Consider the following 23131-nt stretch of genomic DNA (forward strand, 5'->3'; position numbering starts at 1 on the left):
GAATAATGTTGTAAAATGTAAACGTTTTTCTAAGGGGAGGCTAAAAAGAATGGTAGTAGCATACAAACATGAGCCATTTACAGATTTTTCAGTGGAGGCTAACAAATTAGCGTTTGAAGAAGGTTTAAAGAAAGTAGAATCTTATCTTGGACAAGACTATCCATTAATTATTGGGGGAGAAAAAATCACTACAGAAGACAAAATTGTTTCTGTAAACCCTGCAAATAAAGAGGAACTTGTTGGTCGCGTTTCAAAAGCAAGCCGTGAGTTAGCTGAAAAAGCAATGCAAGTAGCGGATGAAACATTCCAAACTTGGAGAAAATCAAAGCCAGAAATGCGTGCAGACATTTTATTCCGTGCTGCAGCAATCGTTCGTCGCAGAAAACATGAATTCTCTGCTATTCTTGTAAAAGAAGCAGGTAAACCATGGAATGAGGCAGATGCTGATACAGCAGAAGCAATCGACTTTATGGAATATTATGGTCGTCAAATGTTGAAATTAAAAGACGGAATTCCAGTAGAAAGCCGTCCAATTGAATATAATCGTTTCTCTTACATTCCATTAGGAGTAGGTGTTATCATTTCTCCTTGGAACTTCCCATTCGCAATTATGGCAGGTATGACAACAGCTGCTTTAGTTTCTGGTAACACAGTATTACTAAAACCAGCTAGTACAACTCCTGTAGTAGCAGCGAAATTTATGGAAGTATTAGAAGAAGCTGGCTTACCAGCTGGCGTAGTAAACTTCGTTCCAGGTAATGGTTCTGAAGTTGGTGACTATTTAGTAGATCACCCTCGTACACGTTTCGTGAGCTTCACTGGATCTCGTGATGTAGGTATCCGTATTTATGAGCGTGCGGCGAAAGTAAACCCAGGACAAATTTGGTTAAAACGCGTTATCGCTGAAATGGGTGGTAAAGATACAATCGTTGTTGATAAAGAAGCTGATCTTGAATTAGCAGCTAAATCGATCGTTGCATCAGCATTCGGATTCTCAGGACAAAAATGTTCTGCATGTTCTCGTGCAGTAATCCATGAAGATGTATACGATCACGTATTAAATCGTGCTGTTGAATTAACGAAAGAATTAACAGTTGCTAACCCTGCTGTATTAGGTACAAACATGGGTCCTGTTAATGACCAAGCTGCATTCGATAAAGTAATGAGCTATGTTGCAATTGGTAAAGAAGAAGGTAGAATCTTAGCAGGTGGCGAAGGAGACGATTCTAAAGGCTGGTTCATCCAACCAACAATCGTTGCTGACGTTGCAGAAGATGCTCGCTTAATGAAAGAAGAAATCTTCGGACCAGTAGTAGCATTCTGTAAAGCAAAAGACTTTGACCATGCACTTGCAATTGCAAATAATACAGAATACGGTTTAACAGGAGCAGTTATCTCTAACAACCGTGACCATATTGAAAAAGCACGTGAAGACTTCCACGTAGGTAACTTATACTTCAACCGTGGATGTACTGGTGCAATCGTAGGATACCAACCATTCGGTGGCTTTAACATGTCTGGTACAGACTCTAAAGCTGGTGGTCCTGATTACTTAGCACTTCACATGCAAGCAAAAACTACTTCTGAAACTTTATAAGAAATAGTAGAAGAGATCTTCGCAGTCTGCGAGGATCTCTTTTTTTTGAGAAAAATTTTCTATATGTGGATCAAGATAGATATCAGTAGAAAAACTAATAAGGTTTACTTCAGTAAAATAAGGTATATTATATTGGTTGAATAGATTCTCTTTAAAGACAAGAAAAGTAGGTGAACAAAGTGGGGAAATATCAATTGGATTATAAAGGCCAGGTAGCTGTGGCAAAGTTTCATGAAAAACAGACGCCTGTCAAATTTGATAAAAAGCAGCAAATTGAAAAATTGCGTGCGGAATATTTGAAAAAGAAGCAAAAACAAACAGATAAATGATAGGGGAGACTAGTTAATTTGAATGAAAAAATTCACCACATACTACCAATAGGTGAATAGAACTAGCTAAACCCTATTAATATCGGGATAAATATGTAAATAGAAACAAAGCAACGAGAAAAAATTGACTTATTAGTCACATTTTTTAGTATTCATTTTAAGGATTTCCTGTATAATACAATTTGAAAGAAAATCTATGGTTTGACAAGAAACACTCCTTTCGGTTTTGCTCACTGAAGGGAGTGTTTTTTTGTAGCTACAAACTCCTCTGTGCTCATTACATTTGCATATATGCCATTTAAACTAGCCAAAATTGTGTTATGAATATAAACGGCTGGTATAGTAGCATTCTTAAAAGAAAGATCTTTTGTAGCACAAGCATCATGTATAACCGTACATTGAAAGCCGAAATCAAAAGCAGCTCTTACGGTAGCATCGATACACATATGAGTCATCATCCCGCATATGACGACGTGCTCAATGTTTAAATGCTGTAATTGTTCTAGAAGATCAGTGTCCCGAAAACTATTTGGATAATGTTTGATTATAACGGTTTCATCTCTAAGTGGGCGTACGCTTTCATGAATATGTGCACCTTCTGTATTTGGTAGGAAAAAAGTAGCGTCATCTTTTATTGCTACATGTTGGATATGAAAAATAGGTTCGTTTTTCGCTCTAAAGAGTTGTAGTAGCTGACTAGCATAGTCACTTGCTTCTACGGGATTACGTAATTCCATCTTTCCATGCGGAAAATAATCATTTTGAATATCAACGAGTAAAAGGGCTGTTTTCATATACTTATCTTCCTCCGATTTCATATTCAAATAATGGTATTCAATTAGTAGAGAAGATTATCCTTTTAAAAAATATGCGAGAGAAGAATTTTACATAACTTTAAAAATTACTATTTTCTCATGAGTTTTCATCTGAAAATTTTAATAAAGAAATAATTGATATTTTTCTAAAAAATGTATTGACTCTTATTATTCTGAGTTCTATAATGAGAATTAATTAAACGACAATTAAATCGATACATTCTTATCCAGAGAGGTGGAGGGACTGGCCCTACGATACCTCAGCAACGGGTTTTTTAATACCGTGCTAACTCCAGCAAGCCCTATAAAGGCTTGGAAGATGAGAAGATGTGACCGAGTACATATAAGTGCTCTCCTTCTTATCTTTATGTTTGATAAGAGGGAGAGCACTTTTTATTTTACCTCGAAAGCTCTACTTCAAGTTTTTACAGCATATAGGAGGGAAAAAAATGATTTCTTTTAACAACGTAAGTAAAGTATATGAATCAGGTGGGCAATCTGTTCATGCGGTGGAGGATGTAACGTTATCAGTTGAGAAGGGCGAAATTTTCGGCATTATTGGTTTTAGTGGCGCTGGAAAGAGTACGTTATTACGCTTAGTAAATATGTTAGAGAGGCCAACGGCAGGAACGATTTCAATAGATGATAAAGATATTACATCACTATCGACGAAAGAATTACGGAAGCTAAGACAAAGAATCGGGATGATTTTTCAAAGTTTTAATTTATTTAATTCAAGAACAGTGTTTGGCAATATTGCGTATCCATTAAAATTAGCGAAAGTATCAAAGAATGAGATAAAAGAAAGAGTAAATGAACTGCTGAAATTTGTCGGGTTAGAAGATAAAGCAGGCTATTATCCAGAGCAACTATCAGGCGGACAAAAGCAGCGTGTTGGTATTGCAAGAGCACTTGCAACATCACCGGATATCCTTATCTGTGATGAGGCAACATCAGCTTTAGATCCAGAAACAACGACAGAAATTTTGAACTTATTAAAGAAAGTAAATCGAGAATACAATGTAACAATTCTTCTTATTACACATGAAATGCATGTTGTGAAAGAAATTTGTCACCGTGTAGCTGTAATGGAGAAGGGAAAGGTTATTGAAGAAGGAAAACTGTTTGACGTTTTCACACAACCAAAAACAAAGACAACTCAAAACTTTGTACGCTCTATTATTAATGATCATTTACCGGAAAGTGTTCTAGGGAAAATTCAAAATGGTGGACAGATTTATCGCTTAACATTTACTGGTGAAGAGACAGGGCAGCCAGTACTATCATATATCGCGAAAAACTATAACGTCGATGTAAACGTACTGTATGGAAATATTATTGAACTTCAAAATGTGTTATTTGGAAATCTACTTGTAGAACTGCAAGGTGAGCAGAAAGAAATTCAAAAAGCATTACAACATCTAAGATTACAAGTGCAGCTTAAGGAGGTAGAAGCTCATGCGAGTTGATTGGAGTATATTTTGGCCCCGCATAGTAGACGCGACGGGGGATACCCTCTTAATGGTAATTGTAACCCTTATATTTGCTACAATTCTTGGTATACCACTAGGTTTACTTTTATATGTAACAAGAAAAGGAAACTTTTTAGAAAATAAATGGGTCTTTTCTATTCTTAATATCATTATTAATACAATTCGTCCGGTTCCATTCATTATCTTCTTAGTAGCTTTAAGCCCACTAACAAGAAGTGTTATCGGAACGACGATTGGAACAGCAGCAGCAATTTTTCCAATGACGTTAGTTGCATCAATCGGTATTGCTAGAATGGTTGAAACAAATCTTGTTTCAGTTCCAAAGGGAGTTATTGAAGCCGCTCAAGCAATGGGTGCTTCACCATTTAGAATCGTCTTTGAAATTCTTGTACCGGAAGCGTTAGCGCCATTGATCTTAGGAGTTACATTTATGACAGTTGGTTTAATTGAATTTTCTGCAGTTGCTGGGCTTGTCGGTGGTGGCGGTCTTGGTGACTTAGCAATGACATATGGTTATCAACGTTTTGATACATCAGTTATGTTCGTAACGGTCGTTTTACTTATTATTCTCGTACAGGTAGCTCAAAACTTAGGAAACTACTTTGCGAAAGTCTTTTTACGCAGATCATAAAAAGGAAGAGGGGAAAAGGAAATGAAGAAAATTTTAGCATTTGCATTATCGGCAATTGTAGGGATTTCAGCGTTAAGCGGCTGCTCAGATGCAGGAGCAAAAGAGAAAACAGTTCGCATTGGTGTAACTGGAACGGATGGAAACGCTTGGGAAATTGTAAAGGAAAAAGCTGAAAAAGAAGGGATTAAAGTTAAATTGATTGAGTTCTCTGATTATACAACGCCAAATAAAGCGTTAGCTGATGGAGATATTGAACTAAACTCATTCCAGCATATTGCTTTCTTAGAGCAATTTAAAAAAGAGCATAAGTTAGATATTACAGCTGTTGGTACAACGCAAATTGCGCCAATGGGCTTATACTCTGAAAAACATAAGAAAGCAAGTGAAATCCCAGATGGTTCAGAAATTGCAATTCCAAATGATCCAACGAACCAAGCTCGTGCATTAAAACTTCTTGATGCAGCTGGATTAGTAAAGCTTAAGAAAGACTTTGGTTTATTTGGAGATCCAAGCGGCATTGCTGAAAATCCGAAGAAGTTAAAAATTACACCGGTTATCGCACAGCAAACACCTCGTGTATTAAAAGATGTTGCAGCTTCAGTTATTAATAACGGTGTTGCTGGTCAAGCTGGATTAAATCCAGCGAAGGATCCAATTTTCTTAGAAGATCCAAAGAATGAAAATGCGAAGCCATATATTAATATTTTTGCAGCTCGTACGAAAGATAAAGATGATCCAACACTGAAAAAAGTAATTGAACTATATCATTCAAAAGAAGTAACAGATGCAATTAAGAAAGAAACAAATGATGGTTCCATTTCAGTAGATCTTTCACTTGAGGAGCTTGAAAAAATCGTAAAATAATGATTGGGTTTAACGGACTAGCAGAAGGAACCCCTCCGCTGTTAGTTCGTTCAACATATAATCTACTTAACAAACAAACCCTAATTCTGTACCTTCCAATTCTGTATAACGTAGAATCCAATGTGTGTTAAGTAGAGTAATGGACCAGGAGTTTTCCTGGTCTTTTTTTATTACTGAAAGCAGCTAGCGAATAGTAAGGTAATCCAAATTATAATAGGATAAGAAAATAAGCTAGAAATGAGTGTAATTATGAATTTCTTTTGATAAATTAAGTGTTTTTGGGATAAAAAAAAGAAAATTGAAAAGATGAAAATAAAAGCTGCCGATATTACGCCAGGGTTATAGGAACGGTAAATGAAAAACAAAATAATATGTTGAACAGAGTTGAAGAATATAGCCCCTTGTATAAAAATAACCCAGTATATAGAAGACAAGAAGTTTAGTTGATATAGAAAGACGATAAGTAAGACAAAGATTGTTAATGCGGAAATAGCAACGGAAAATTGCTGGCTTGTTATAAAATGAATTGAAAATTGATTAGCAAGATATTGGGGCATTTGGAAAGATTCTTCAAGGTTATGAATGAAAAATAACAAGGGAATAATCCAAAGCATAATAGTGGAATATTTTTTCATCAGCTTACATCACTCCAATAAAATATAGAAAGCCTAAAAAAGGCCCTCTATACAGAGATAGTTATTCAATTATGATACTTTTTAAATTATCATCATGATGCTCTTGTTCTTTCGGATAAGCAGCTAGCTCTTCTTGTAAAATGTTTAGCATTTGTTTAGCTGATTGCTGGATTGGGGCAGGTAACTCTTCTAATATATGCATACCGACTTTTATTTTTGCATGAATTACCTTCCTTAGTAGTTCCTCACGCATGCACTACACCTCCAAATCGAATATTTAGTACATCATCTTCGAATTTTGCTCCTTGAATAGAAAGGTGTGTCAACGTTTTTGGTAATGTTATGTTACGCTTAACAGAACCAGCACGAATGATAAGCTCATCACCTTTTTGATTTAATGCAAGTTCACTTTTATTTGAGAAGGGAATGGATAGTACAAAAATATATTCATCGTCATCTTTTTTTACATATTGAGTGCGACCGTTAAATTTCACTTCTGTAGGAGAAGAATCTGATTTAAATAAAGCATCTCCTACGCGTTCTAACATAGGTAAACCGACGACTTCTTGTTCAAACATTGGAGCTTCGTAAATAGGAAGTGGATCAAAACTATCTTGAATTAATGTTTTATATTTCTTTTGGGTATCTTTCCATGCTTGAAAATAAGGATCGGTGACAGTGTTAGGAATGACTCGGTTGATCATAATGGCATCTACGTTATAATCGTATAGATTTAAATACGTAAAACTGCGCTGTGCTTCTTTAATGACCATTTTTTCAGGGTTTACAACGATGCGGATACTTGTTACGTCTCGGTTTGATAAAATATCTCTCATTTCTCCGAGCTGTTCAAGTGTATTTGTTAATTCGTCCATAATATCATCGGTTGGAAGGGGAACACCAAGAAGTGGTTGAGCTACAGGGCGAACAACTTTTAAAACTTTTCTTTTAATAGGAAAGAGTTTTTCCATCCACCAGCCGAGCATGTCTGGAAAGCTGAGCATTGCTAGTGTTTCTCCTGTTGGAGCACAATCAATGATAATAACATCATATGTGTTTTGATTATAATAATCGAGTACGCGAAGTAAACTAATTAAATCCTCCATACCAGGAAACATCGTTAACTCTTCTGTTGTAATATCATCAGCTGCTTTTGAAGTGAAGAGTAGTGTAATATATTTCTGTAACTTTCCCCACCCCTTTTCCATTTCATAAATTGTATTAATTTCTTGTGCCCACAAATTTTCACGAATTTCTAGTGGCTCAGAAGATAACTTTATACTAAATGAATCTCCTAAACTATGAGCTGGATCTGTACTCATTACTAAAGTTTTTAATCCTTGTTTTGCGCTTTGAAGTGCAGTTGCTGCTGAAATGCTAGTTTTTCCTACGCCGCCTTTACCTGTATACAAAATAATTCTCATTATCATATCCCCTTTGTTTCGAATATCGAATATTACGAGTTACGAAATAATTTTTTGAATAAAAACCCTATTAGGGTTTTTATTCAATCGGAATGTTTTTCATTTTAGGTGTAGAAACTTTTTCTTCATTTTTTTGCTGTGACGTAGCAATGTGATTCATAATCTTTTGGAATATTTGTAGTAAGAATGCTTTTTCTTCTTCTGATAATGCTTCTGTCACTAGGTTAAAGTAATGGGCTGCATTTTGTTTTACTTCTTGAACGAGCGTTACACCGTTTTCTGTTAAGCGAATCAATACAATGCGTCGATCGTTTTCATCACGGTACCTTTCGATATATCCCTTTTTTACAAGGCGATTTACAACACCTGTCGTTGTACTCATCGGTATATCAAGAAGGTCAGCGATTTTTGTCATTGTAATATCTGTATTTCGCTCCATCCAAAGTAAACAAAATACTTCTGTTTTAGAAAGTGTTAAATCTAGGCTTACCCATTCCTCAGGATAGAAAAGTTTCTTGGCGTTATCTAGCAGTAAGTCTAAAAAATGTTCGTATTGCAACAATTAATTCCACTCCCGTATATTTCGAGGTTCGTAATATTTGTTTTTATTTTATGTAGAATTGAAATAAATGTCAATGATTTTAATTGTTTTTTCAGACTAGAAAGAAAACAAAAATAAAAATCGTATTGTTTGATAGTAGATTTATAAATATAAAACTAGAATTTACATAAAGATCCATCATGGTAAATATACTTATCTATAAGGGGTGTACAGCTAACGAGGGGGAGAACGATGAGAAGACGTAATACGCAAGCGTTCACGTTTTTAGCATGGATTTCATTTGTTTGTGCGCTTTCTGGAATGTTAATAGGGATATATACATTAGATGCAACGCTTAGTGTAAAGGGATACTATTTATTAGGCACATTATTTTTGACGATGTCGTGTTTTGTATTACAAAAAACAATTCGTGATAATGAAGAAGATAACGAGAGATTTCCGAAAAATAAACCGTTGGATAAAGAGTAAATCGTAAAGAAAGGCATTTGCCTTTCTTTTTTTATGTAAAAATGCCGTAAGTGCCGTGTGTTGACTTGCTTGAAGTACTGAAAATTTGGTATCATCAATAGTATTGTAGATTGAACGATATATTATGGAGGTGGCCTAGCCGTGTCAAGAATTTCCGTTGAGAATGTAAAGCACGTAGCACATTTAGCACGTCTTGCAATTACTGATCAAGAAGCAGAAAAATTTCAAAAACAACTAGATGCAATTGTTACATTTGCTGAACAGTTAAATGAATTAGATACAACAGATGTAAAACCAACAACTCATGTATTAACTATGAAAAATGTTATGCGTGAAGATATACCAGAAAAAGGTTTACCAGTTGAAGAAGTATTAAAAAATGCACCGGATCACAAAGATAATCAAATCCGTGTTCCAGCAGTATTAGAATAGAGGAGGGGAATTTCGATGTCATTATTTGATCATTCAGTATCAGAGTTACATAAGAAATTAAACAACAAAGAAATTTCCGTTACGGATTTAGTAGAAGAATCTTACAAACGTATTGCGGATGTTGAAGATAACGTAAAAGCTTTTCTTACATTAGATGAAGAAAACGCACGCGCGAAAGCGAAAGAATTAGACGCAAAAATTGGTGCTGAAGATAATGGTTTATTATTCGGTATGCCAATTGGTGTAAAAGATAACATTGTAACTAACGGTCTTCGTACTACTTGTGCGAGCAAAATGTTAGCAAACTTCGATCCAATTTATGATGCGACAGTTGTGCAAAAGCTAAAAGCTGCGGACACAATTACAATTGGTAAATTAAATATGGACGAGTTTGCAATGGGTTCTTCAAATGAAAACTCAGGTTTCTACGCTACGAAAAATCCATGGAACTTAGATTACGTTCCAGGCGGATCTAGTGGTGGTTCTGCAGCAGCTGTAGCAGCAGGAGAAGTATTATTCTCTCTAGGTTCTGATACGGGTGGTTCTATCCGTCAGCCAGCTGCATATTGTGGCGTTGTAGGTTTAAAACCAACTTACGGACGCGTATCTCGTTACGGATTAGTAGCATTCGCATCTTCACTTGACCAAATCGGACCGATTACACGTACAGTAGAAGACAATGCATACTTATTACAAGCTATTTCAGGCATTGATCGTATGGATGCAACTTCTGCTAACGTTGAAGTAGGAAACTACTTAGCTGGTTTAACAGGCGACGTTAAAGGTTTACGTATTGCTGTACCGAAAGAATACTTAGGAGAAGGTGTTGGCGAAGAAGCTCGTGAGTCAGTACTAGCTGCTTTAAAAGTATTAGAAGGTATGGGCGCAACTTGGGAGGAAGTATCTCTTCCACACTCTAAATACGCTCTAGCAACGTATTACTTATTATCTTCTTCTGAAGCATCTGCTAACCTTTCACGCTTTGACGGCGTACGTTATGGTGTTCGTTCTGATAATGTAAATAATTTATTAGATCTATACAAAAACACACGTAGCGAAGGTTTCGGTGATGAAGTAAAACGTCGTATTATGCTTGGTACATTTGCACTTAGCTCTGGTTACTATGATGCATATTACAAAAAAGCACAACAAGTACGTACATTAATTAAAAACGACTTTGAAAATGTATTTGCTAACTACGATGTTATTATTGGACCAACGACGCCAACTCCGGCATTTAAAGTGGGCGAAAAAGTTGATGATCCAATGACAATGTATGCAAATGATATTTTAACAATTCCAGTAAACTTAGCGGGTGTTCCAGCGATTTCTGTTCCATGTGGATTCGGTGCTAACAACATGCCACTTGGTCTACAAATCATTGGTAAACACTTCGATGAAGCGACAATTTACCGCGTTGCACATGCGTTTGAGCAAGCAACAGACTATCATACAAAAAAAGCAAGTCTGTAAGGAGGCGAGCATAGATGAATTTAGAAACAATTATTGGTTTAGAGGTTCACGTTGAGTTAAAAACAAATTCGAAAATTTTCTCTGCGAGTCCAACAGAATTCGGAGCGGAGCCAAATACACAAACAAGTGTAATTGACTTAGGATACCCAGGGGTACTTCCTACTTTAAATAAAGAAGCAGTTAACTTTGCAATGAAAGCTGCAATGGCATTAAACTGTGAAATCGCAACGGAAACGAAGTTCGACCGTAAAAACTATTTCTATCCAGATAATCCGAAAGCTTACCAAATTTCTCAATTTGATAAGCCAATCGGTGAAAATGGTTGGATTGAAATCGAAGTAGACGGTAAAAAGAAACGTATCGGTATTACACGTCTTCATTTAGAAGAAGATGCTGGTAAATCAACGCATACAGCTGATGGTTCATTAGTAGACTACAATCGTCAAGGTATGCCTTTAATCGAGATCGTATCTGAGCCAGATATGCGTACGCCAGAAGAAGCATATGCATACTTAGAGAAGTTAAAATCAATCATTCAATACACTGGCGTATCTGATTGTAAGATGGAAGAAGGTTCCCTACGTTGTGATGCGAACATTTCCCTTCGTCCAGTTGGACAAGAGAAGTTCGGTACAAAAGCGGAACTGAAAAACTTAAACTCATTCACTTACGTACAAAAAGGTCTTGAGCACGAGCAAGTGCGCCAAGAAAAAGAATTATTATCTGGCGGTATCATCCAACAAGAAACACGTCGTTATGATGAAGCAACGAAGAAAACAATCTTAATGCGTGTGAAAGAAGGATCTGACGATTACCGTTACTTCCCAGAGCCAGACTTAGTTGAACTTTACATCGATGATGAGTGGAAAGAAGCAGTTCGTGCCTCTATTCCAGAACTTCCCGATGCACGTAAAGCTCGCTACGTTGCAGAATTAGGCTTACCAGCTTATGATGCACACGTATTAACATTAACGAAAGAAATGTCTGATTTCTTCGAAGCAACTGTTGCAGACGGTGCTGATGCGAAATTAACATCAAACTGGTTAATGGGTGAAGTGCTTGCATACTTAAACAAACAACAAAAAGAATTAAAAGACGTTGCATTAACGCCTGCTGGTTTATCTAAAATGGTTCAATTAATTGAAAAAGGTACAATTTCTTCTAAAATCGCGAAGAAAGTATTTAACGAATTAATTGAAAAAGGTGGAGACCCAGAAGAAATCGTTAAAGCGAAAGGTCTTGTTCAAATTTCTGACGAGGGTACACTTCGTAAAGTTGTAACAGAAATTCTTGATAATAATGAGCAATCTATCGAAGACTTTAAAAACGGTAAAGACCGTGCAATTGGCTTCTTAGTTGGTCAAATTATGAAAGCTACAAAAGGACAAGCAAATCCACCGCTTGTTAACAAAATCTTACTTGAAGAGATTAATAAGCGATAATAGTAGTAACTTTTAAAGGTTAAGTAGAAAAACACCCGTACATGGGTGTTTTTCTAGGTTAATCAAACGTTTGTTTAAATGAAAGGAAATCGTTTAAACAAACGTTTGATTAACTGTCAAAAGTGGAAAAATGTTTGTATAGCAACTATGGTATGATAGTTGCAAAAAGGTGGGAATAATGATAAATCTAGACATAGAGGTTTTTTTCATCTCATGAAATAATAGATAATTATTATTCGTTATATGTAAATTGTTAAGAGGAAATAGATGGACATAGATTTTTTGTCAAATAAAACAAAACCATCAAAATGAATATTTATTTTTGATGGGCTACACGAATCGGGTTCTTACTGCCTGTTTGAGCGAGATAAAAAAAGGATAGGAAGATGAGAGGAGGTAGGCATGGGAATACTGAATAGAAGTTCGGTATGTTCTTTTTTAATACATAAAGAAATTTCCTGTGCTAATAAATGATGAAGCGAGCAAGAATTATTTATAATCCTACTTCTGGGCGTGAGCTATTTAAGAAGAGTTTACCAGAAGTACTACAAAAATTAGAACAAGCTGGATATGAAGCGTCTTGTCATGCGACAACGGGTCCTGGAGACGCAACTGTGGCGGCGAGGCAAGCTGTAGAGCGTAAATTTGATGTTGTTATTGCAGCTGGTGGTGACGGCACGTTAAATGAAGTCGTAAACGGTTTAGTTGGGCATGAATTCCGTCCGAAATTTGGAATTATTCCAGTTGGAACGACTAATGACTTTGCACGTGCAATCGGTGTACCTCGTTCTATTGAAGAGGCAGCAGATATAATTTGTGAAGGGAAAACTGTACCATTAGACCTTGGTAGAGCAAACGATACATACTTTATTAATATCGCTGGTGGCGGTCGTATTACAGAATTAACATATGAAGTACCGAGTAAGCTAAAGACAGTATTAGGACAACTTGCTTATTATTTAAAAGGTATCGAAATGTTACCGTCATTACATCCAACATATGTTGAAATTGAGTATGATGGAAAATTACTACAAGAAGAAATTACGATGTTTTTAATTACGAATACTCGTTCAGTGGGCGGCTTTGAAAAGGTAGCACCATATGCATCAATTAACGATGGCTTATTCGATTTATTAGTGCTGAAAAAAGGTTCTATCGCTGACTTAATTAAAGCAGCAACACAAGCGCAGCGTGGTGAACATATTAATAATCCAAAAGTGCTATACACACAAGCAAATCGAATTAAAGTACATTCACCAGATAAACTAATGATTAATTTAGATGGTGAATACGGTGGAGATGCACCGATGGAATTCGAAAATATGTATCATTGTCTTGAACTCTTTGTTCCTGAACACCAAGAGGATGCCCTGTAAAGGCATCCTTTTTATTATATAGAGGAATTGTAAATTGGAAGTTAGTTTGATTTTTATGGTATCTTTACAATTCGTTTATTTTATATCCATACTTTATTGATACACTGGAGGAGATAAGAAACGAGAGGTAGGATGCTATGGAGAAGGTAAAAGCAATACTATTTGATAAAGACGGGACGTTAATGGATTTTCATTCAATTTGGATAAAAGTAGCTGAAGAACTTGTGGCAGAATGTATAAATTTATATGAACTACCAAAGTCAATGCAGCCTACGTTATTAAAAGAAATCGGCGTGGATGGGGTATTTGTGAACCCTCTTAGCGCGATAGCGGCAGGAACAAGCCTTGATGTTGCAAAGGGGCTTTGTAAGCATATTACGTCATGTAAGGAAGAGGAGATGCATGAGTGGGTAAGTGAAAAATTATTTTCTCTTATGTATGAGCATCGTTCCTATATGAAAATGACGGCGGATTTACCGAGGATTTTACAGGGTTTAAAGGATAGAGGATTTATTTTGGGTGTTGTGACAGCTGATGATTACGCACCGACAGAATTATTTTTAAAACAGTATCAATTAGATTCTTTTTTTGATTATGTTGTAGCTTCAGATACGTTTCCGGCACAAAAGCCAGATAAAAGAATTGTAGAATCTTTTTGTGAGAGGTTTCATTTAGAAGCATGTGAAGTGGCGGTCGTTGGAGATACTCCAACCGATTTATATTTAGCGAGAAATGGCGGCGATTGCTATGCAATTGGAGTACTATCTGGTACAGGTGATCGTCAAACGTTAGAACCACTTGCGGATTTAGTAGTACAATCTGTTGGAGATTTCATTTCTCATTCGGGTGAGTTTATTTGGGAACAAGGAAAGTCTAGTGTGTAAGAAAAATAAGTCTACAGGGACTCTTAATGAGTCTTTGTAGACTTATTTTTTATGTCAACATAGAAGGTATGTAGGATGAATAGTGGAAAAGAATGTTGGCATACATTTTGCAATGAAAAGAGAAAACAATGTAAAGAAAAGGATGGGGTACGTAATGAACACAAAAAAATTTGCTAAAGTAAATGAACAAATTCCTGGACCGAAAGCAGCGTCTTTATTAGAACGCCGCCAAAATATAGTACCAAAAGGAGTAAGTAACGGCATCCCAACGTTTGTACAATCTGCAAATGGTGCTCTTGTAACAGATGTTGATGGTAATCAGTACATTGATTTCGCAGGAGCAATCGGAACAATTAACGTAGGTCATTGTCATCCAGCTGTTAAAGAAGCGCTTCATAAACAAGTGAATCAATACATTCATACTGGATTTAATGTCATGATGTATGAGCCATATATTGAATTAGCAGAAAAACTTGCAGCATTAGCGCCAGGAAGTTTTGATAAGCAAGTACTATTTTTAAATAGTGGTGCCGAAGCGGTTGAAAATGCGGTGAAAATCGCTCGTAAATATACAAAAAGACCTGGTATTATCGCATTTTCTAAAGGTTTCCACGGACGTACATTAATGACAATGACGATGACAAGTAAAGTAAAACCATATAAATTTGGATTTGGCCCATTTGCTCCAGAAGTATATAAAGCGCCATTCCCGTATGAATATCGTCGCCCAGAAGGACTAACTGAAGAGCAGTACGATGACTTTATGATTGAAGAGTTTAAGAATTTCTTCATATCAGAAGTAGCACCAGAAACAATTGCAGCCGTTGTCATGGAACCTGTTCAAGGTGAAGGTGGATTTATCATTCCGAGTAAGAAGTTTGTTCAAGAAGTACGCAATATTTGTTCAGAACACGGTATCTTATTTGTAGCGGATGAGATTCAAACAGGATTTAGCCGTACAGGAAAGTACTTTGCCATTGATCACTATGATGTTGTTCCCGATTTAATTACGGTATCTAAATCATTAGGTGCTGGTGTACCGATTAGTGGTGTTATTGGGCGCAAGGAAATTATGAATGAGTCTGCACCGGGAGAGCTTGGGGGAACGTATGCGGGAAGCCCACTAGGATGTGCGGCAGCATTAGCGGTACTGGATGTAATAGAAAAAGAGAATTTAAATGATAGAGCGATAGAATTAGGAAAAGTCGTAATGAACCGATTCGAAGAGATGAAAAATAAATATAATTGCATCGGTGATGTGCGTGGTTTAGGAGCAATGTGCGCGTTCGAGCTCGTTCAAGACCGTAAGACGAAAGCACCTGATAAAACATTAACAGCTAATTTGTGCGCAGAAGCAAACAAACGCGGATTACTTCTACTATCAGCAGGAACTTACGGTAATGTTATTCGTGTACTAATGCCATTAGTGATTACAGATGAGCAACTTGAAGAAGGATTAACAATCATTGAAGAATCATTGCAAGTCTGCTATGAGAAAGCAAATACTGCTCGTGTTTAAAAGCTAAATAATAAATAGCAAACATTCTAGCTGACTCTATATAAAATGCAGAAAATTCACTTTATAATAAAGGTAGTGAAGTGAATCGATGGATTTTGGAAGTTAGGGGTGGCTAGGATGGTTGCAGAAAAGGAACGAGTGTTAATGGATTTACAAGATGTATTTGAATATGCGTTTGACGAAATTTTTGTAACTGACGAAAAGGGAATCGTTGTGCGTGTAAATAGTACATGTGAAAGACACTATCAATTAGCTGCTAAAGAATTGGTAGGTAAGCATGTAAAAGAGTTGCAGAAGGATGGTATCTTTTATCCATCAGCAACGTTAGAAGTAATTGAAAAAAAGAGGCCAATCGAACTCGTTCAGACGACAAAATCAGGAGAGTATTTACACGTTCGTACAAGACCTGTTTTTGATGATGAGGGAAATTTAAGAAGAGTGATTAGTTATTCTCGTGACCTTACAGAGCTCTACCAATTACGTCAAAAGGTAGAGGAAATGGATAATCAGTTAAAAACATATAAAAAAGAATTAAGAGAAACATATGAACATGAAGGACTTATTTTTAAAAGTATCGCTATGCAAAAAATAGTGGAGACAATTAAGAAAGTATCTGTGGTAGATAGTACGGTTCTCGTTTTAGGTGAGACAGGAGTAGGGAAGAGTCGATTGGTACGTCATTTACATGAAGTGAGTAATCGGAAGAATGAAAGTTTCTATGAAATTAACTGTGCGGCATTGCCGACAAATTTAATTGAATCAGAGCTTTTTGGATACTCAGGTGGATCTTTTACAGGTGCGAATCGTGAAGGGAAAAAGGGACTATTAGAATCAGCGCATAAAGGAACTCTATTCTTAGATGAAATTGGCGAAATGCCGCTTGAAATTCAAGCGAAGCTTTTGCAAGTGTTGCAAGAAAAAACGTTTCGCCCTATAGGCGGAAGAGAATTAAAAAAGGTGGATGTTAGAATTGTAGCGGCAACAAATAGAGATTTAAGTATGATGGTGAAACAAGGAACATTTCGGAAAGATCTATATTATCGTCTGAATGTCATCCCAATTGTCATTCCGCCACTTCGGGAAAGAACAGAAGACATTTTGCCACTCATTTATCATTATTTACAACACTTTAACGAGAAATATGGCCGGAATGTAAAGTTAGCACCTAGCACATTACAAATGTTTGTTGGTTACCCGTGGGAAGGAAATAATAGAGAAATTGAAAATGTGATTGAGCGAATTGTTATAACTGCTGATGATATCGTTACGATAGAAGATTTACCAATAGCGATGCAAGAGTCAACGGTTGAACAGTCCGGCCAAAGTCTCTATAAAATGTTAGAAGAAGTAGAACGGAATATTATTTTGAAAGCATATAAAACATATGGATCAAGTTATAAAGTCGCGGAGTTTTTAAAAATAAGTCAATCTGCTGCCACTAGGAAAATAAAGAAACTTATAGAGGAGGAAGAAAACATTGGATAAAAAAGCGATGTTTGTGAATGTAGAGAAAAAGGCGATGTATATAAATGGTGAGTGGATTACATTGCAAGAACAAATCGAAGTAAATAATCCGGCAACGAAAGAAATATTTGCGACGGTACCGAAGGGCGGGGTAACAGAGGCAAAGCAAGCTGTTGATGCTGCCCATGAGGCTTTTAAATCATGGTCTAAGTTAACGGCAGCAGACCGTGCAGTGAAGTTAAAAAAATGGTTCACACTTATTGATGAAAATAAAGAAGAGATTGCAGCAATCATGACGAGAGAACAAGGAAAGCCATTTGCAGAAGCGCTTGGTGAAGTGAATTATGCCAATAGCTTTGTTGAATGGTATGCAGAAGAAGGAAAACGCGTATATGGTGAAATGATTCCTGCTTCTCATCCGAATAAACGTATTTTAGTTATGAAGCAACCAGTTGGAGTTATGGCAGCTATTACGCCTTGGAACTTCCCGGCTGCTATGATTACGAGAAAAGTAGCCCCGGCGCTTGCAGCAGGATGTACAGCGGTTGTAAAACCTGCAAGTCAAACGCCGTTAACTGCGTTAAAATTAGCTGAATTAGCTCATGAAGCAGATATTCCAAAAGGCGTAATAAATATTGTGACAGGTAGTGCGAAAGCAATTGCTGATACGTGGATGGAAGATGGACGTGTTCGAAAAGTTTCCTTCACAGGATCAACTGAGATTGGGAAGGAATTAATGGCTAGTGCTGCACAAACGATGAAAAAGGTTTCACTTGAGTTAGGTGGTCACGCGCCGTTTATTGTTATGAACGATGCGGACTTAGATAAAGCGGTAGAGGCAGTAATCGGTTCGAAATTCCGTAACGCAGGACAAACGTGTATATGCACAAACCGAGTATTTGTTCAGGAAGAAGTTTACGAAGTATTTGCAGAGAAGTTCCAAAAGGCAGTAGGGCAGTTGAAAGTAGGAGACGGTTTCGGTGATGGAACGACTGTAGGACCACTTATTGACGAGAATGCAGTTTCGAAGGTACAGGAACATATTGAAGATGCTATTCAAAAGGGTGGAACAGTTTTATATGGTGGCCAAAAGGTTGCAGAGCTAAATGGACACTTTATGCAACCAACTGTAATTGGGCTGGCGAACGATACGATGCTTTGCATGAATGAAGAAACATTCGGACCAGTGGCACCAGTTGCGAAATTTAAAACGGTTGAAGAAGTAATCGAACGTGCAAATCATACACCATATGGATTGGCTGCTTATATTTTTACAAAAGATATTAGTCAAGCATTCCAAATTAGCGAAGCGTTAGAGTACGGTATTATCGGATTAAATGATGGTCTCCCATCAGTTGCACAAGCACCATTCGGTGGCTTTAAAGAAAGTGGTATTGGCCGTGAAGGAGGCCATTTCGGTATCGAGGAATATTTAGAAATTAAATATATTTCATTAGGGCTATAAGTAGTATACTAGAATCTCTATAAGGTAACAGATAAGGAGATTCTAGTATGGTATATTGGCTATTATTACTCGTAACAATTATTTTTGAAGTAGCAGGAACAATTGCGATGAAGTTATCGAATGGTTTAACAAAGCTTGTTCCAAGTGTACTTATTTTCGTATTTTATGGAATTTGTTTCAGCGTATTTGCTATCGTTGTAAAAAAAATTCATTTAAGTATCGCTTATGCTATTTGGTCTGGGGTAGGAACATTACTTATTACAATCATTAGCGTGTATTTCTTTAAAGAGCACATAAGCTTATTCCAAGCCTTTTGTATTCTCTTTATCGTTTTAGGCGTAATTGGACTTAAGGTTTCATCGGCATCATAAAAGGCTATCTTCCAGTGTGGAAGATAGCCTTTTATTTGTATTAAAATGCCCAGTTACCTTTACGGAAGATAGGCTCATGTCTGCCATCAGCTGTAATACCGTCGATATCAAGTTCAGCTGAGCCAATCATGAAGTCTTCGTGTGTAATACTAGCGTTTGCTCCGTTTTCCGCCAGTTCTTCTTTAGACATTGTTTTTCCGCCAACTAAGTTGAATGCATAAGCATTTCCGATTGCAAGGTGGCAAGATGCGTTTTCATCAAATAGTGTATTGTAGAATAAAATATTTGTGTTTGAAATTGGTGAATCATGAGGTACTAAAGCAACCTCTCCTAAGAAGTGGGAACCTTCATCTGTTTCCACTAAATGTTTTAAAGCTTCTTCACCAGCTTCAGCTTTGTAGTCTACGATACGTCCGTTTTCAAATGTTAACGTGAAGTTATCGATAATGTTACCTGCAAATGCTAACGGTTTTGTGCTAGATACTTGGCCGTTGACACCTGTTTTAAGCGGCATTGTAAATACTTCCTCAGTTGGAATGTTCGCCATAAATGGTACGTTCTTTTCATTTAAGCTACCAGCACCAGCCCATACATGCTTTTCTGGAAGTTCGATTGTTAAATCTGTTCCAGGACCTGTATAGTGAAGAGCTTTATAATGCTTTTCGTTTAAGTAATCGACTTTTGTATGTAACGTTTCATCGTGTTCTTTCCATGCTTCCACAGGATTTTCTAAATCAGCGCGAGTAGCTTTGAAAATAGCATCCCATAGTTTTGCTTCTTGTTCTTCTGGTGCAACGTCAGGGAATACTTTCGCAGCCCATTCTTTCGTAGGGACAGAAATGACACACCAGCTTACTTTATCAGCTTGTACGTAATCGCGGTATACTTTCATTGCTTCACCAGCTACTTTATGAGCTGTTGCGATACGCGTTGGTTCTACACCTTTTAATAGATCAGGGTTTTCTGCATAAATAGACATAAATGCAGCGCCTTCTTTTGCTAATTCTTCACGAGCGTTTGCTTTCCAAGATGGGAACTCAGCGAATGCTTCTTCAGGAGCTAGATCGAACTTTAAGCGTGTTAACGTCTCGTCATTCCAATCCACATATACGTGTTTTGCACCAGATTTATATGCTTTTTCTGTAACGAGGCGTACAAATTGTACAGCTTCAAGAGGCGCACTAATTGATAATGTTTGTCCTGGTTGAATATTAACACCAACATTGACTGCAAGGGCAGCATATTTTTCTAACGTTTGTTCAAATGACATATGTATAATCTCCTTTAATTTGAAAGATTTCTTATTATATATAATACAAGAAAATTCAAAATATATATATAAATATAGCGTAAAAAGAGAGCTCAAAATATATTGAGATCTCATCGTTATTTAATCGAAGAAGCAAACTGTTCTACGGTCGTCGAATTGTGTATGCGAACACGTTTCATTTTTAACAATTCATCGAGTTCACCTTTTGTAATGAATTTTCCGGGTTTTGTTGTCGCCGCAAATTGATAATATTTCTTCGTTTCTGCAACGACTTTATCATCTACATGACCGAATGGATAAGCAACTGCGATAACGGGCTTACCTGTTATTTTTTCTAACTTTTCTTTCGATCCTCTTAGTTCCTCTTCATAGTTTGTAATTTTCGGTAAGTCTGCATGCGTCGCTGTATGAGATTGTACTGAGAAAATACCGGAATCGACCATTTCTTTTATTTCAGAAGTAGACAGTGATCCTTCTACATCAACGTTATTAACAATCATATATTCTGTTGCTGTTGGTTTAAACGTATCGTCTTTTAGCTTTTGTAAAACATGGAATGCATTCATATTATTTTTCATACCATCATCAAATGTAACAAAGATAGGTTTATTTACTTTATTAATATCACTCCAACGTTCAAAAGTTAGTAGTGTATAGCCGTTGTCCTTTAAATATTTCATTTGGGCTTCAAAGTTAGCAGGTGATACGAATAAATCTTTAATGCCTTGTCCGTGATAATTATCGATTGCATGGTACATAAGAACGGGAACCTTTTGCTCGAAAGTAATAGCAGATTTTGTGAGAGGGATGGTTTTCCCATCTTCTTTTATTCCTGTTGTTTCAATTTGAAACTCACCGCGTTTTCCTTCAAATTCTTTTATGTCAAAAGGAAGTGAAAATTGTTTTTCCTTTTCTTTAGAAGATAAAGATTTAGCAGTTTCCTTTCCGTCAGCAGTTCGCCAAATTTTATATTGTACCTCTGTCAAAGTATCTTTTATATCTGTCATGTGAATAGTAGTGTTTGTAGATTCATGTGTAATTGGAGTATAAGAAATTTTCCCTTGTTCTTGTACGGTCACTTCTTGTTTCTTAGTCTCTTGAACCTTGTTATCTTTTTTAGGTTTCTGGTTTACATTGCTAATATTACAACCTGCTAGAATAGCAGACGTACATAAAGCAATTGCTGCGTATTTTCTCATAAAATCACCTTCTATTGTGTATTATGTTACATATTTATATTTAAAATCCCCACCGCTGTAAGAGAGGTGGGGACATACCCTTGTTCATCATAGCATTTGGAGAAAATGTATGGAATGAGAAAAGTAACAATAGATAAAAAAATCACCTTACTTCAACGAGTAAGGTGATTTTTTATTAAATAAACAATCCAGCGATTGTCGCAGATAAAATAGAAGCAAGTGTTGATGCAAATAGCATTTTCCAACCAAATTTAGAAACGATGCTTCCTTGTTTTTCAGAAAGGGCACGGATTGTACCAACGATTGCACCAATTTGGCTAATACTTGCGAAGCTAATTAAGAATACTGTAACGATTCCAACTGTACGTGGAGATAATGTTGATGCAACACCTTTTAAATCAAGTATTGCTACAAACTCGTTTAATACAATCTTCGTACCCATAATACCACCAGCTGGGATAATATCTTGAGTTGGAATACCCATTAAGAACGCGAATGGAGCAAGTATATAACCGAAGATTTGTTGTAACGTAACAGCATATCCCATTGCACCTGAAGCGGCACTAATTACGTAGTTTACAACTTCCATCACACCGATGAAGGCGATCATTAATGCGGCAACGATACCAGCTACTTTTAAACCGTCAAGTGCACCGTTAATCATTGCACCGATAAAGCTGTCACCGAATAAAGTTCTATCGAATTTTTGAATCACTTCATCTTCTTTTTTCGTATCAACTGGTGTTAATAGCGAACAAACGATTAAGCTTGAGAATAAGTTTAACGGAAGAGCTGCTAGTACATATTTCGCATCTAACATCATTACGTATGATGCTGTAACAGAGGCAGAAACTGAACTCATTGCAGAACAACAAATGATAAACATACGGTTTTTATTGAAATGTTGTAAATCATTTTTAATAACGATTAACGCTTCACTTGAACCGAAGAATACAGAGTTTACCGCATGGAATGATTCAACGCGTGGTAAACCAGTAATTTTTGAAATGGCACCGCCGACAACGCGAACGATGAATGGTAAAACACCTAAATAACTAAAGATAGAAAGTAGTGCTGAGAAAAATACGATAATTAATAGTACGTTTAAGAAAAAGACAAAATCTCTTTGAATCCCATTAAAGAGAAAATCGACACCTGTCGTACCAAGTTTAATTAGTTTGTTGAAAACTTTACCAATGAAAATAATGATTTGTTGACCAATTTTTGTGCCAAACATAAACCAACCGATTAAAATTTGAAAACCAATCATAATAGCAATTGCACGGAAGTTGATTTTACTTTTGTTGTTTGACAAAGCAAAACATAAACCTAAAACGACAAGAATACCGATAATGCTCATTACATATTGCATGTGGTTGCCCCTTTCAGAAGTTCGTATAAAGTTTGTACATAAAACG

23 protein-coding genes and 1 riboswitch are annotated in these 23131 nt (G+C 36.5%); of the genes, 15 read left to right on the forward strand and 8 right to left on the reverse strand.

Going from position 1 to position 23131, the window contains the following annotated elements; genetic code table 11:
* The first annotated feature begins 49 nt into the window (after positions 1-49).
* Positions 50-1597, forward strand: a complete 1548-nt coding sequence (pruA, locus tag Q9B79_RS22565; protein WP_000259554.1) for an L-glutamate gamma-semialdehyde dehydrogenase — start codon at positions 50-52, stop codon at positions 1595-1597.
* Between the two features lie 179 nt (positions 1598-1776).
* Positions 1777-1926 (forward strand): hypothetical protein, encoded by a 150-nt coding sequence (locus Q9B79_RS22570; protein WP_000521648.1) that lies wholly within the window; start codon positions 1777-1779, stop codon positions 1924-1926.
* Between the two features lie 230 nt (positions 1927-2156).
* Here Q9B79_RS22570 and Q9B79_RS22575 read toward each other — a convergent pair whose 3' ends face one another.
* Positions 2157-2720 (reverse strand): cysteine hydrolase family protein, encoded by a 564-nt coding sequence (locus Q9B79_RS22575; protein WP_306187816.1) that lies wholly within the window; start codon positions 2718-2720, stop codon positions 2157-2159.
* A 241-nt stretch (positions 2721-2961) separates the two neighbouring features.
* Positions 2962-3067, forward strand: a riboswitch (SAM riboswitch).
* 123 nt (positions 3068-3190) lie between these two features.
* On the opposite strand from Q9B79_RS22575, the gene Q9B79_RS22580 reads away from it, so the two are divergent.
* The 3 genes from Q9B79_RS22580 to Q9B79_RS22590 are packed head-to-tail and all read left to right on the forward strand — an operon-like array spanning position 3191 to position 5729.
* The gene (locus Q9B79_RS22580) at positions 3191-4210 is read left to right on the forward strand and encodes a methionine ABC transporter ATP-binding protein (RefSeq protein WP_306187818.1); all 1020 of its coding nucleotides are present in this window, start codon (positions 3191-3193) and stop codon (positions 4208-4210) included.
* Entirely contained in the window at positions 4200-4865 is a 666-nt protein-coding gene (locus Q9B79_RS22585) for a methionine ABC transporter permease (protein WP_001261880.1), read from the forward strand. The genes Q9B79_RS22580 and Q9B79_RS22585 overlap by 11 nt, the downstream gene beginning before the upstream one ends.
* Before the next feature lie 21 nt (positions 4866-4886).
* The gene (locus Q9B79_RS22590) at positions 4887-5729 is read left to right on the forward strand and encodes a MetQ/NlpA family ABC transporter substrate-binding protein (protein ID WP_306187821.1); all 843 of its coding nucleotides are present in this window, start codon (positions 4887-4889) and stop codon (positions 5727-5729) included.
* A 170-nt stretch (positions 5730-5899) separates the two neighbouring features.
* Here Q9B79_RS22590 and Q9B79_RS22595 read toward each other — a convergent pair whose 3' ends face one another.
* The 4 genes from Q9B79_RS22595 to Q9B79_RS22610 form a co-directional block, all read right to left on the reverse strand.
* Positions 5900-6367 carry an HXXEE domain-containing protein gene (locus tag Q9B79_RS22595; protein WP_306187984.1) on the reverse strand — a complete coding sequence of 156 codons (468 nt, stop codon included), beginning with the start codon at positions 6365-6367 and terminating at the stop codon, positions 5900-5902.
* A gap of 58 nt (positions 6368-6425) precedes the next feature.
* Positions 6426-6617 (reverse strand): DUF3926 domain-containing protein, encoded by a 192-nt coding sequence (locus tag Q9B79_RS22600; RefSeq protein WP_306187823.1) that lies wholly within the window; start codon positions 6615-6617, stop codon positions 6426-6428.
* Positions 6610-7791: an ArsA family ATPase gene (locus Q9B79_RS22605; RefSeq protein WP_306187986.1), complete on the reverse strand. Its 1182-nt coding sequence runs from the start codon at positions 7789-7791 to the stop codon at positions 6610-6612. Before Q9B79_RS22605 ends, Q9B79_RS22600 begins: the two co-directional genes overlap by 8 nt.
* 76 nt (positions 7792-7867) lie before the next feature.
* The gene (locus tag Q9B79_RS22610) at positions 7868-8350 is read right to left on the reverse strand and encodes a MarR family winged helix-turn-helix transcriptional regulator (RefSeq protein ID WP_029437208.1); all 483 of its coding nucleotides are present in this window, start codon (positions 8348-8350) and stop codon (positions 7868-7870) included.
* 231 nt (positions 8351-8581) lie between these two features.
* Between Q9B79_RS22610 and Q9B79_RS22615 the strand changes: the two genes are divergently transcribed.
* The 10 genes from Q9B79_RS22615 (at position 8582) to Q9B79_RS22660 (ending at position 19244) form a co-directional block, all read left to right on the forward strand.
* Positions 8582-8818 (forward strand): YiaA/YiaB family inner membrane protein, encoded by a 237-nt coding sequence (locus Q9B79_RS22615; protein WP_071729696.1) that lies wholly within the window; start codon positions 8582-8584, stop codon positions 8816-8818.
* Between the two features lie 141 nt (positions 8819-8959).
* Positions 8960-9250: an Asp-tRNA(Asn)/Glu-tRNA(Gln) amidotransferase subunit GatC gene (gene gatC / locus Q9B79_RS22620; RefSeq protein ID WP_071729694.1), complete on the forward strand. Its 291-nt coding sequence runs from the start codon at positions 8960-8962 to the stop codon at positions 9248-9250.
* Positions 9251-9265: 15 nt separating this feature from the next.
* On the forward strand, positions 9266-10723 hold the full coding sequence (gatA, locus tag Q9B79_RS22625; RefSeq protein WP_000051441.1) for an Asp-tRNA(Asn)/Glu-tRNA(Gln) amidotransferase subunit GatA: 1458 nt from the start codon (positions 9266-9268) through the stop codon (positions 10721-10723).
* Positions 10724-10737: 14 nt separating this feature from the next.
* Complete coding sequence (gene gatB / locus Q9B79_RS22630; protein WP_001047685.1) at positions 10738-12165, forward strand: Asp-tRNA(Asn)/Glu-tRNA(Gln) amidotransferase subunit GatB; 1428 nt, start codon at positions 10738-10740, stop codon at positions 12163-12165.
* Positions 12166-12635: 470 nt separating this feature from the next.
* Entirely contained in the window at positions 12636-13541 is a 906-nt protein-coding gene (locus Q9B79_RS22635; RefSeq protein ID WP_000977677.1) for a diacylglycerol kinase, read from the forward strand.
* A 137-nt stretch (positions 13542-13678) separates the two neighbouring features.
* Positions 13679-14425 (forward strand): HAD family hydrolase, encoded by a 747-nt coding sequence (locus Q9B79_RS22640; RefSeq protein ID WP_306187831.1) that lies wholly within the window; start codon positions 13679-13681, stop codon positions 14423-14425.
* 154 nt (positions 14426-14579) lie between these two features.
* Complete coding sequence (gabT, locus tag Q9B79_RS22645; RefSeq protein ID WP_306187833.1) at positions 14580-15944, forward strand: 4-aminobutyrate--2-oxoglutarate transaminase; 1365 nt, start codon at positions 14580-14582, stop codon at positions 15942-15944.
* 117 nt (positions 15945-16061) lie between these two features.
* A complete protein-coding gene (locus Q9B79_RS22650; protein ID WP_061655290.1) occupies positions 16062-17429 on the forward strand; it encodes a sigma-54 interaction domain-containing protein in 1368 nt (455 codons plus the stop codon).
* Entirely contained in the window at positions 17422-18873 is a 1452-nt protein-coding gene (gene gabD, locus Q9B79_RS22655) for an NADP-dependent succinate-semialdehyde dehydrogenase (protein ID WP_306187835.1), read from the forward strand. The genes Q9B79_RS22650 and gabD overlap by 8 nt, the downstream gene beginning before the upstream one ends.
* 47 nt (positions 18874-18920) lie before the next feature.
* Positions 18921-19244, forward strand: coding sequence for a DMT family transporter (locus tag Q9B79_RS22660; protein WP_000263262.1), 324 nt, complete (start codon positions 18921-18923; stop codon positions 19242-19244).
* A 40-nt stretch (positions 19245-19284) separates the two neighbouring features.
* Here Q9B79_RS22660 and Q9B79_RS22665 read toward each other — a convergent pair whose 3' ends face one another.
* From Q9B79_RS22665 to Q9B79_RS22675, 3 genes are all read right to left on the reverse strand, one after another.
* Positions 19285-20514 (reverse strand): aminopeptidase, encoded by a 1230-nt coding sequence (locus Q9B79_RS22665; protein WP_306187838.1) that lies wholly within the window; start codon positions 20512-20514, stop codon positions 19285-19287.
* A gap of 116 nt (positions 20515-20630) precedes the next feature.
* Positions 20631-21713 carry a polysaccharide deacetylase family protein gene (locus tag Q9B79_RS22670; protein WP_306187840.1) on the reverse strand — a complete coding sequence of 361 codons (1083 nt, stop codon included), beginning with the start codon at positions 21711-21713 and terminating at the stop codon, positions 20631-20633.
* 175 nt (positions 21714-21888) lie between these two features.
* On the reverse strand, positions 21889-23085 hold the full coding sequence (locus Q9B79_RS22675; protein WP_306187842.1) for a NupC/NupG family nucleoside CNT transporter: 1197 nt from the start codon (positions 23083-23085) through the stop codon (positions 21889-21891).
* Positions 23086-23131 lie beyond the last annotated feature (46 nt).

It is taken from the genome of Bacillus sp. MHSD_36 (assembly GCF_030757775.1).
GTDB lineage: Bacteria > Bacillota > Bacilli > Bacillales > Bacillaceae_G > Bacillus_A.